Here is an 11,495-nt window from a genome sequence, read left to right on the forward strand (position 1 = left end):
AGCGCCGCTGGCGACGGCGTTCGGGTTGGCGCGGCTGTCCTGGCAGGCCGAGGGACGCATGCTGGAACAACTCGCGGTGTACACCGCGGCCAGTGGTGGTGAGTTCGACGCACTCGAGGTCGCCGCGTTGTTTCGGATCTCCCTCCGCGCCGCGCAGCAGCGTCTGGAGTTGGCCGTTGCGTTGGCGACTCGGTTGCCGCGCACGTTGGCGGCGGTGAAAGCGGGCCGGTTTGATCCGTATCGGGCGTCGAAGATCGCCGACGCGACCCTGCCGTTGTCCCTCGAGGATGCGGCGGTGGTGGAAGAGGAGATCCTGGACCGGGTCGAGGACATGCCCGCCGTCAAGTTGGTTCGCGTGTTGCGGCGGATCGTGGCTCGGGTGAACGCCGACGCCCTGCAGGCTTTGCACGAGCAGCGGGTGGCGCGGCGGCGGGTGGACATGTATCCGACCGAGGACGGGTGTTCCGTGTTGACCGTGCACGGGTCGGCGGCGCGGGTCCAGGTCGCTGCGAAACGGGTCGATGCGATCGCCTATCAGCTCCGGGACACCGGTGGCGCGGACGACCGGACGATGGACCAGCTCCGCTCGGATGTGGCGTTGGACTTGTTGGCGGGCAAGGACTTCCAGCACGCCAAGATCACCGTCCAGGTCACGTTGCCGGCCCGGGCCGCGTTGGGGGTGGACAACACGCCGGGGCATCTGGTCGGGTACGGCGACATCGCCGCCCAACAAGCCGTCGACCTCGCCTACCAGACGGATGCGACGTGGCGGCGGATCCTGACCGAACCCGCGACCGGCCGTGTCCTGGATGTGGGGCGCCGGCGCTACAGCCCGCCAGCGGCGTTGCGTGACCACCTCCACGCCGCCATGCCGACCTGCACGGGGCCGGGCTGTGTCCGGCCCGCCGCGCAGTGCGACCTGGATCATCGCGAGCCGTTCCCGGCGGGGCCGACCGACGAACACAACGTGCACCCCGCCTGCCGCAGCCACCACCGGGGCAAGACCTTCGGCGGCTGGCGAGTCATCAAACGCGGCGGGATCCTGGAATGGGTCTCACCCTGCGGGTTCCGCTACCCCCACACACCAGAACCCCTCACCCACCCCGAACCCACCGACCCCGAACCAGCACCACCGTTGTGATGAGGGATGTCCGGGACTGTGGCACTGAGCCCAGGAAAGTCCCCGCCACCCACGCATCGGTCAGTTGCCTGCTTTGGGCTTCTTGAAGGGGATGGTGGAGGTTTCGAGCTCGCCGTCGTAGCCCAGGTCGGCCAGGGCGAGGGCGTCGTCGCTGACCCGGTTGGTGATCCGGGCCAGCAGATCGGGATCGGTGCGGGCGGCGCTGGTGTCGTGTTCGCGGCCGGGCCGCACGTTGGAGGCCCACAGTGGCCACCCGTCCGGGGTGGGACGACTTGAATGTTCTCACCGTGATGGTGGTGTTTGCCGCTCCACCACAGGTCTACCCCGGGCAAACGACATGGGGATCACCGCCACCGGGCTGGCACGCTGGTTCACCTGTCCGCAGTGGAGCGCGGTGGAGGCCGGGGTAGCTCGGGTAACCCTGCGGATGCTCGAGCGGGTGTCCGCATCGCGGCAGGTTCGGTTGTACCGGACAGTGACGATCGATCTGGACGCGAGCGATGTGGAGGTGTACGGGCGCGCGGGAAACGCGGTGTCGCCTGCAACTACCAGGGCAGCGGTGCGGACGTCCGCATGTGGCGTCCTGGGCGGAGGTCGAGACCGTGCTGGCCGGGACAGCAAACACGGTGCCGCGTAACGCCACCTGCCCTCCGGTCATCCCGAGGTCAACACCGCTGGATGTGGGGAGTTCCACTCGCCGCCACCATGGCCGCCTGGCTACACCAACTCACCGCCCACAACGCGAACCCGGCGTGACATCCGGGCCCCGCCGCGCACCCTCACCCACGAAACCCGCCCAACCACACCACTTCACGAACCTGAAGATCAACTCAGCCGACTCGCGGAATCGGGTCTGAGCTCGCAGTCCGCGACTCTGTTCCGCGTCAGTCCAGGCGTAGTCAATCCCAAGCGCAGGCCAACGGCTCGACAGTTGGGCATGTCGACCCGTCGGATGAGGTGGCGCGGCCACGTCGCCGCGAGGACGAGCCGGGGCCGCGAGGACGAGCCGGGGATGGCAGTCCGTTGTGACAGGCGCACAACGCGTTCCTACCCCGCCGGCTCCTCGGCGAACGCGTCGACCCGGGTGAGCTCGGCCGACAGGCGCCACAGCCGCTCGGCCTCGGCGGGGTCGACGGCGTGCGGGCGGACGTCCGGCATCTGGTCGGGGTCGTGGTCAGCTCGGCGATGTCACAGTCCTCGAGGTAGACGCCGCCCATGCCGTCGAGCTGGGGGGACGTGGCCGCCCACACCGGGGTCGCCGCGCCCTGCTCGGGGGAGCGGAACATGTCGCTCACCACGTTGCGGGCCTCGTCGATCCAGCCCGAGTCGACCATCTCCTGGGTGGACAGGTGCCGCTGCAGCGGCGTGAAGATCGCGCCCGGGTGCAACGCGAACGCCCGCACTCCGGCGTCCCGGCCCAGCTCGTCGAGCCGGACGGCGAACAGCACGTTCGCGGTCTTGGCCTCGGAGTAGGCCAGCACCTTGTCGTAGCCGTGCGCGAACTGGACGTCGGCCCAGCGGATGCCGGTGCGGCGGTGACCGGCCGAGGACACCGAGACCACCCGTGCCCGGCCCGGCGCCAGCGCCGGCCACAGCCGGTTGACCAGTGCGTAGTGGCCGAGGTGGTTGGTCGCGAACTGCGCCTCCCAGCCGGGGCCGACCCGCATCTCCGGCGTGGACATGATGCCCGCGCTGTTGATCATGAGATGGATGTCCCGGCCGGTCGCGAGGAACTGGTCCGCGAACGCCCGGACGCTGTCGAGGTCCGCCAGGTCCAGCTCGCCGACCTCGACGTGCTCGAGGCCGGCGAGCGATTCCCCGGCCGGCACGACCCGTCGAGCCTGGACCACGACGTGCGCCCCGGCCCGCACGAGCGACCGGGTGGTCTCCAGACCGAAGCCCGAGTACCCGCCGGTGACCAGCGCGAGCCTGCCGGACAGGTCGATCCCGGCCAGCACCTCGTCCGCCGTGCTCGTGGCGCCGAAGCCCGAGCCGATCTTGTGCTGCGGTGTCATGCGACCATCGCGCCGACCTCGGTGAGCTCGGCCGACAGCGCCCACAGGCGCTCTGCCTGGGCGGGGTCGACCGCGTAGGCACGCACCCCCGGCGTGATGGGCTCGCCGTCGGTCACCTCGGCGATCTCGCAGTCCTCGAGGTACACGCCGCCCATGCCGGCCAGCCGGGGCGAGGTGGCCGCCCACGTCTGGGTCGCCGCGCCCTGCTCCGGCGACTTGAGGTTCGGGTTGTCGGTAGGGTTCCCGGCCTCGTCGAGCAGCCCGCGGTCGACCAGCTCCTGTTCGGCCAGGTGGCGCTGCAGCGGGGTGCGGATCCCGCCGGGGTGCACGGCGAACGCCCGCACGCCGGCACCGGCGCCGAGCCTGTCGAGCTGGACGGCGAACAGCGCATTGGCCGTCTTCGCCTGCCCGTACGCGACCCACTTGTCGTAGCCGTGCTCGAGCTGGATGTCGTCCCACCGGATGTCCGAGCGCTGGTGCGCGCCCGAGGAGACGGCGACCACCCGGGCGCCGCCGCCGGTGACCAGCCGCGGCCACAGGCGGTTGACCAGCGCGAAGTGGCCGAGGTGGTTGGTGGCGAACTGGGCCTCCCAGCCCGGCCCGACCCGGGTCTCCTGGCAGGCCATGACGGCCGCGCTGTTGATCACGGCGTCGATGTCGCGGCCGGTCGCGAGGAAGCGCTCGGCGAAGTCGCGGACGCTGTCGAGGTCGCCCAGGTCGAGCTCGTCGACCTCGACGTTCGCCGAGATGTCGCCGAGGCCCGCGACCGCCTCGCGGGCGGCCTCGACCCGCCGGGCCGGGACCACCACATGCGCGCCCGCCTTCGCGAGCGCGCGGGTGGTCTCGATGCCGATGCCCGAGTAGCCCCCGGTGACGATCGCGAGCGTGCCGGACAGGTCGATGCCCGCGAGGACGTCCTCCGCGGTGCTCGAGAAGCCGAACCCCGAACCGATCTTGTGCTGTGGAGTCGTCATGACACCGACGCTACGAGTTGGTGCGCGCTCCAGGTCAAATCACTTGGGCCGGTACCCGGCCTTGCGCAGCGCGTCGGCCATCGCGCCGCCGCCACCCGCGTCCTGCCGCTGCTGGCCCCGTTGCTGCTGGCCGCCGCCGCGCTGACCGCCGCCGCGCTGCTGACCGCGTTGCTGCTGCCCGCCGCGCTGCTGCCCGCGGTCCCCCCGCGGCGGCGCGGTCTCCTCCTCGAGCCGCAGGGTGAGCGAGATCCGCTTGCGCGGGATGTCGACCTCGAGCACCTTGGCCCGCACGATGTCGCCGGACTTCACGACCTCGCGCGGGTCCTTGACGAAGGTGCGGGACAGCTGCGACACGTGCGCGAGCCCGTCGCAGTGCACGCCGATGTCGATGAACGCGCCGAACGCGGCCACGTTGGTGACCACTCCCTCCAGCACCATGCCTACCTCGAGGTCGGCGAGCGTGTGCACGGCGTCGTTGAACGTGGCGGTCTTGAACGCCGGCCGCGGGTCGCGCCCCGGCTTGTCCAGCTCGGCCAGGATGTCGGTGACCGTGGGCAGGCCGAACGTGTCGTCGACGAACTGCTGCGGCGCCAGCGACCTGAGCACCTTCGTGTTGCCGATGAGCGTCGCGAGCTCCCCGCCGGTGGCCGCGACGATCCGGCGCACCACCGGGTAGGCCTCCGGGTGCACGCTGGAGGAGTCGAGCGGGTCGTCGCCGCCAGGGATGCGCAGGAAGCCCGCGCACTGCTCGAACGCCTTCGGCCCGAGCTTCGACACGCTCTTGAGCGCGGTGCGCGAGCGGAACGGGCCGTTGGCGTCGCGGTGCGCCACGATGTTGGCGGCGAGCGCGGAGCCGATGCCCGACACCCGGGTGAGCAGCGGCACCGACGCGGTGTTGAGGTCGACGCCGACGCCGTTCACGCAGTCCTCGACCACCGCGTCGAGCGAGCGGGACAGCTTCACCTCGGAGATGTCGTGCTGGTACTGGCCGACGCCGATGGACTTCGGGTCGATCTTGACCAGCTCGGCCAGCGGGTCCTGCAGCCGGCGGGCGATCGACACCGCGCCGCGCAGCGACACGTCCAGCGACGGCAGTTCCTGCGAGGCGTAGGCCGACGCCGAGTACACCGACGCGCCCGCCTCGGACACCATCACCTTGGTGAGCTTGAGGTCCGGTGCCTTGGCCAACAGCTCGGCGGCGAGCTTGTCGGTCTCGCGGGACGCGGTGCCGTTGCCGATGGCGATGAGGTCGACGTCGTGCTGGACGGCGATCCGGTGCAGCGAGACGAGCGCCTCGTCCCAGCGCTTGGCCGGCACGTGCGGGTAGATCGTGTCGGTGGCGACGACCTTGCCGGTGGCGTCGACGACGGCGACCTTGACGCCGGTGCGCAGGCCCGGGTCGAGGCCCATGGTGGCGCGAGTGCCGGCGGGCGCGGCGAGCAGCAGGTCGCGCAGGTTGGCGGCGAACACCCGGACGGCCTCGTCCTCGGCGGCCTGGCGCAGCCGGGTGCGCAGGTCGATGCCGAGGTGCACGAGGATGCGGGTGCGCCAGGCCCAGCGGACCGTGTCGCCGAGCCACCGGTCGGCCGGGCGGCCCTTGTCGTCGACGCCGAACTTGGCCGCGATCATGGCCTCGTAGTCCGACGGGCCGGGGTGCTCCGCGGTGTCGTCCGAGGCGTGCGGCTCCAGGGTGAGCTCGAGCATCTCCTCCTTCTCGCCGCGGAACATCGCGAGGATCCGGTGGCTGGGGAGCTTGGTGAACGGCTCGGAGAAGTCGAAGTAGTCGGCGAACTTGGCGCCGGCCTCCTGCTTGCCGTCGCGCACCTTGGCGACCAGGCGGCCCTGGCCCCACATGCGCTCGCGCAGCGTGCCGATGAGGTCGGCGTCCTCGCCGAACCGCTCGACGAGGATGGCGCGGGCACCGTCGAGCGCGGCCTGCGCGTCGGCGACGCCGTTCTCGGCGCCGGTGGCCGCGTCCGCGAACACCGCGGCGGCGGCCTGCGGGTCGGTGTTCGGGTCGCCGAGCAGCCCGTCGGCCAGCGGCTCGAGGCCGGCCTCGCGGGCGATCTGGGCCTTCGTGCGACGTTTGGGCTTGTAGGGCAGGTAGATGTCCTCGAGGCGGGCCTTGGAGTCGGCGGCCATGATCTGCGCGGCGAGCGCGTCGTCGAGCTTGCCCTGGCTCTTGACCGACTCGAGCACGGCGGCGCGGCGCTCCTCCAGCTCACGCAGGTAGCGCAGGCGTTCCTCGAGCGTGCGCAGTTGCGCGTCGTCGAGCGCGCCGGTGGCTTCCTTGCGGTACCGCGCGATGAACGGAACGGTCGAGCCGCCGTCGATCAGCTCCACGGCGGAGCGAACCTGGCGCTCGGCGACGCCGATCTCCTCGGCGATGCGCAGGAACACGGAAGCGGGAGTGGCAGTCGCTGTCACGGGTGAGCATTCTGCCGCCTCCCACCGACAGGTCGACTCTCAGGTTGCCGCGGCTACGCTCGGCGGTAGGTACGCGTGGCTCGAGGCCGGCGTGCTGGACACCGGCGCCTGTCGCGATCTGTCATCGACCGATGGCTGGATTCCGCCAGAAGTGAACTGAGTCGCCGATCACAGTCACTTGCAGTTAGTTTCCTCAGTGAGATGATTGCGCCTGTGAAACTAACCGCCACGCCATCGGTCGAGTCGGTGACCGATGACGTCGTGGGTTTCCTGTCGCACCTGAAGAAGAGCGGCGAGGCGCACATATTGGGTGTCGCGGCCGGTCTCGATCTGTCATTCTCCCAGCTGCGTGCCATGTTCGTGCTCGCCGACTGCCAGGACGAACCGGCCGTCCACGAGCTCGCCGGACGTCTCGGGCTGTCCATGGTGACCGCGGGTCGTGCCGTGCAGGCGCTGACCCGGGCCGACCTGGTCACGCGCAGGGAGGACGAGCGGGACCGCAGGGTCAAGCGGGTGAAACTGTCCGAACACGGCCGCGCGCTGGTCGCCGGGTTCGTGCATGCCCACCGCGAGGCCGTTCGCGAGTGTGTCGAGTCGCTCAGCGACCGCGAGCGAGAGCAACTCGCCAAGGCGCTGACGCCGATTCTCGCTCGGGGGGACCAATCGGCAACAACAACCGCCTGTTAGGCAAGGGGAAAGCTTTGATGGAACCGCAACCTCCAATGCCCGCCGCGGGGGCGGCGACGAACGCGTCGGAGAAACTCGACCGCAGAGTTCTCGCGATCGGTGGCGTGGTCGTGCTCGGCGCGATCATGGCGATGCTCGACATCACCGTGGTCAACGTCGCGCTCGACCGGTTGATCATCGAGTTCGACACCACGCTCGACCAGATGCAGTGGGTGGCCACCGGGTACACCTTGGCGCTCGCGACGGTCATCCCGCTGTCCGGCTGGGCGGCCGACCGGTTCGGCACCAAGCGGATCTACCTCACCGCGGTGCTCCTGTTCATGCTCGGCTCCGCGGCGGCCGGCACCGCGTGGTCGACCGAGTCGCTGATCATGTTCCGGGTCCTGCAGGGCCTCGGTGGCGGCATGCTGATGCCGCTCGGCATGACGATCCTCACCAAGGCGGCCGGGCCCGAGCGGGTCGGCCGGATCATGGCCGTGCTCGGCGTGCCGATGCTGCTGGGCCCGATCGTCGGCCCGATCCTCGGCGGTTGGCTCGTCGACGACGTGTCGTGGCGGTGGATCTTCTTCCTGAACCTCCCGATCGGCATCATCTCGCTGATCCTCGGCGCCCGGATCCTCGAGGCGGACGAGCCGCAGCCGACGCAGAAGCTCGACGTGCTCGGCCTGATCCTGCTCTCGCCGGGGCTGGCCGCGCTGATCTACGGCCTCGCCCAGGTGCCCTCACACGAGGGCTTCGGCTCTCCCGAGGTGTACCTGCCGGCGATCGCCGGCGCGATCCTCGTGGTCGCGTTCATCCGGCACGCGGCCCGCACGCCGCACGCGCTGATCGACCTGAAGCTGTTCCGGGACCGCGGGTTCTCGATGGCGTCGGTGACGATGGTGCTGTTCACCATCGCGTTCTTCGGCGCCATGCTGCTGTTCCCGCTGTACTTCCAGCAGGTGCGGTTCGAGGGCGCGCTGTCCGCGGGCCTGCTGCTGGCGCCGCAGGGCATCGGCGCGATGATCATGATGCCGATCGCCGGCGCGATCGTGGACCGCGGCGGCGCGGCCAGGACGGCGCAGCTGGGCATCCTGGTCATCGTCGGGGCGGTGGTCGTGTTCACCCAGCTGGGGGCGGACACGTCGTACTTGACCATCGGGGTGGCGCTGTTCGTGCTGGGTCTCGGCATGGGCATGACGATGATGCCGATCATGTCGATCGCGCTGAAGACGTTGCGGCAGGAGAACGTGGCCCGTGCGTCGACGAGCCTGAACATCATCCAGCAGGTGGCGGCGTCGATCGGTACCGCGATGCTGTCGGTGCTCCTGTTCAACGAGACCAAGGACCGGCTGGCACCGGTGCTGGCGCAGCTCGCGGCGTCGCAGCCGCCGGGCGCCGAGCCTCCCGCGATGACGTCCGTGCGGGACCTGCCGGAGCAGGTGCGCGCGATCCTGGCCCCGCCGATGGCCGACGCCTACGCGTCGACGTTCGTGTGGGCGCTGGTGTTGCTGGCGGTCTCGTTCATACCGGCCCTGTTCCTGCCGCGCGGCAGGACCGCCCCGACGCCGATCGCCGGCTCGACCGGCACGGTCGACGCGGACGACTCCGGCGCCACCGGCGCCGAGCCGGAGCCGACGTCGGTGCTGGACGCCGAGCCGGAGCCGGTGACGGAAGGCGAACGTCGCTGACCTGACCGACGACGAGGCGCCGGGAGTCCGATGTGGACTCCCGGCGCCTTCGTCACTCCCGGGTGGTGAACGTGTCGAGGGCGGTCAGCCGGACGTCGGCGTCCTCGTGCTCGCGGAGCCCGGTGACCAGCTCGCGCCAGTGCGCGGGCCAGCCGGCCTCCGGTCCTGCCCGGCTCGCGATAGCCAGGGCGAGGAGCGGGGTCGTGCGGGTGGCCAGCTCGTACAGGTGCGCCTGCGGCAGCTTCGCGACCCGGCCGCTGAGCCGCCGCTGCACCGCCCGGTGCGCCTGCCACGCCCACCGCGGCTCGTCCGCGAGGTCGGCCACCCGGCCCAGCGCGGCCGGGCCGTCGGCGCCGGGCTCGAACGGGACGGCCGTCACCGCGAGATCGATCATCGGGCCGCGCAGGGTGGGGTGCGCCGCCAGCGCGCCGGCCAGCGCGGACACCGCGGCGCGCAGGCCGGGCGCCGCGTGGGCGTTCCGCTGGACCAGGTCCGACATGGCCCGGACACGCTGGCGGGCCGGCAGGTCCCGGTCCGCGGTGGGCGCCGGGTCGGCGGTGGCGAGCAGCCGGGTGACCACCGCGACCAGTGGCGCCGGGTCCTCGGTGGCAGTGCAGCCGGCGACCAGCGCGGTCAGCGCCTCGCGCCAGCTCGCCGTGTTCGTCAGGTCCGCGACCCGCCCGACGAGCATCGCCGTGCCGGCCTCGTCCCAACGGGCCCAGTTCGCCAGTGTGGTGAGACCGAGCCGCGCGGTGTCCGGCTCGGCGGCGTCCGCGACGGTGTGGACCATCGACGCGTACCGGGGCCGGTGCCGCTCGGCGAGCGTGTACGGGTCGATGTCCAGCACGGCCGTCGCCACCGCGTGCTCGCTCGACGCGGCCGCCTCGAGCAGCGGCCACGCGTCCGGCAGGCACCAGCGCGCGGCCGACACCACGGCCCGCCGCACGTCCCTGTGCTGGTCCGGCTCGTGCCACACCGATGCCAGGGTCGTCGTCGCCCCCGGGGCGTGGTGCGCGGCCAGCAGCCGCACGGCCTCCTTCCGCGACGTCACCTTCGTGCTGGTCAACGCCCTGTGCAGGGCCGAGCCCAGCCGCTGCGGCGGCACGAACCGGGCGCATCGGGTCACCGCGTAGACCGCCACCCGTGCCCGGTCGGTGTCCGCGTGCGCGAGCAGGTCGTCGAGCACCCCGGCCGGCTCGTCCGTCCAGGCCAGCGCGGACAGCGCGGCTTCGGCCACCGCGACCTCCGGGTCGCCGACCCAGCCACGCACCAGCTCCACCGTGCCCGGCACGGCGCCGAGCCTGCGCACCGCGTTGACCCGCTCCCACGTCGACCTCGACCGGCCGGGCGCCGCCACCTGGGACAGCCGCGCCGCGTACGCCGCGCACTGCCGGGGCAGCCATCGCCAGAAGCAGCCCTCGAAATGCGGCACGAACCGCACGCCCCGCTTCAGGAACCGGCCGTGCAGCGGCTTGCCGAACACCTCGTCGAGCAGGTCGGTGCGCCGGAAGCCGATCCCGTTCAGCACGGTCGGGAACGTGATCGTCGACCGGTCCGCCCGGAACACCTCACCCAGCCGCTCGTCGCGCGTCGCGGGCGGGCGCAGCCACAGCTCGATGGCCATGCGCACGACGTGGTCGTCGGAGGCCCGCCGGGCCTTGCCGAGGAGCTCCTGCAGGCCCGGCATCGTCCACGCGCGCCGGTTCAGTCCGTGCGCCAGCGCCAGGGTGACCTCGAAGCGGCCGCGCCGCGCGTCGGCCTCGAGCCGCGGCCGCAGTGCCTCGAACACCTGGTGCTCGCCGCCGCGCGGCAGGTCGTGGTCGAGCGCGCGCAGGTCCAGCGACGGCCGCTTGTCGCCGAGCCGGGCCAGCGCCTCGATGCCGGTCTCGACCAGCGCCGGCTGCCTGGTCAGCGCGCCGTGCCGGATCAGCCGGGCGATCAGCGCCCGCACGCTCGACTGCGTCGTCCACGAGCTGTCCCTGGCCTGCACGGCGTCGGTCATGAGCCCGAGCAGGTCCGGCGCATCGGCCGGCCGGAACAGCCACGGCGGGACCTCGGCCAGCGCACGGAACGCGGCCATCCGCACCGGGTCCTGCTCGTTGCGCAGCCGGTTCAGCGAGCCGAGCAGCTCGGCGAGGGCGTCCTGGTCGCGGCTCACCGCGGCGGCCCGGACGAGGCACCCGTACCCTTCGGCCCGCTCCTCGGCGGTCGACCGGCGGGTCGCCTCCAGCAGCGTCTCCCGCGCCGTCGCCCACGGCAGCCGGGCGGTGACCGCGAGCCGCGTGCTCGGGTCGCCGGCCACCCGGCGCAGGGTGAGCAGCCGCTCGGCCGCCGCCGCCCGGGCCGGCGCCGGCAGCTCGTCGAGCGCGGCGATCGGCACCTGGGACAGCGTCAGGTCCCGGGGGCCGACCACGCCGGCGTACACCCCGGCGCGCCGGGCCGGCGGCAGCACGCGCAGGAACCGCACCAGCAGGTGAGCATCCAGCACCCGGCCGAACGCGACCAGCTCGTCGTCGGTCGCGCCGAGCAGCGCCCGCCACAGCGCGCGGCCGCCCGGCAGCCCGCCCGGGCGGCGCGGGTC

The 11,495-nt window shown here is 72.1% G+C and carries 6 protein-coding genes and 2 pseudogenes; 3 read left to right on the forward strand and 5 right to left on the reverse strand.

Features of this window, described 5'->3' with window-relative positions; genetic code table 11:
- Positions 1-1,141, forward strand: a 1,141-nt coding sequence (locus GEV28_RS39580) for an HNH endonuclease signature motif containing protein (protein WP_291419061.1), incomplete at its 5' end; no start/stop codon positions are given.
- A gap of 192 nt (positions 1,142-1,333) precedes the next feature.
- Here the strand turns inward: GEV28_RS39580 and GEV28_RS39585 are convergent.
- The 4 genes and pseudogenes from GEV28_RS39585 to GEV28_RS39600 form a co-directional block, all read right to left on the reverse strand.
- A pseudogene (locus tag GEV28_RS39585) lies at positions 1,334-1,467 on the reverse strand (transposase family protein); the annotation flags it as partial.
- Positions 1,468-2,188: 721 nt separating this feature from the next.
- A pseudogene (locus GEV28_RS39590) lies at positions 2,189-3,156 on the reverse strand (SDR family NAD(P)-dependent oxidoreductase).
- Positions 3,153-4,130 (reverse strand): SDR family NAD(P)-dependent oxidoreductase, encoded by a 978-nt coding sequence (locus GEV28_RS39595; protein WP_291419063.1) that lies wholly within the window; start codon positions 4,128-4,130, stop codon positions 3,153-3,155. Before GEV28_RS39595 ends, GEV28_RS39590 begins: the two are co-directional and overlap by 4 nt.
- A gap of 39 nt (positions 4,131-4,169) precedes the next feature.
- A complete protein-coding gene (locus GEV28_RS39600) occupies positions 4,170-6,557 on the reverse strand; it encodes a Tex family protein (RefSeq protein ID WP_291419065.1) in 2,388 nt (795 codons plus the stop codon).
- A 246-nt stretch (positions 6,558-6,803) separates the two neighbouring features.
- Here GEV28_RS39600 and GEV28_RS39605 point away from each other — a divergent pair, with 246 nt between their 5' ends.
- Together GEV28_RS39605 and GEV28_RS39610 are read left to right on the forward strand one after the other, a co-directional pair.
- Positions 6,804-7,244, forward strand: coding sequence for a MarR family winged helix-turn-helix transcriptional regulator (locus GEV28_RS39605; RefSeq protein WP_291419067.1), 441 nt, complete (start codon positions 6,804-6,806; stop codon positions 7,242-7,244).
- A gap of 35 nt (positions 7,245-7,279) precedes the next feature.
- Entirely contained in the window at positions 7,280-8,914 is a 1,635-nt protein-coding gene (locus GEV28_RS39610) for a DHA2 family efflux MFS transporter permease subunit (RefSeq protein ID WP_291419069.1), read from the forward strand.
- Between the two features lie 52 nt (positions 8,915-8,966).
- On the opposite strand, the gene GEV28_RS39615 is transcribed toward GEV28_RS39610, so the two are convergent.
- Positions 8,967-11,495 (reverse strand): hypothetical protein (locus GEV28_RS39615; protein ID WP_291419071.1); only part of this gene is annotated, 2,529 nt, incomplete at its 5' end.

This window comes from Actinophytocola sp., assembly GCF_009379765.1.
GTDB lineage: Bacteria > Actinomycetota > Actinomycetes > Mycobacteriales > Pseudonocardiaceae > Actinophytocola.

Bases quoted from the DNA above. Each gene is read 5' to 3' on its own strand.
- GEV28_RS39595 (WP_291419063.1), bottom strand. From the start codon at position 4,130: ATGACGACTCCACAGCACAAGATCGGTTCGGGGTTCGGCTTCTCGAGC.
- GEV28_RS39610 (WP_291419069.1), top strand. From the start codon at position 7,280: ATGCCCGCCGCGGGGGCGGCGACGAACGCGTCGGAGAAACTCGACCGC.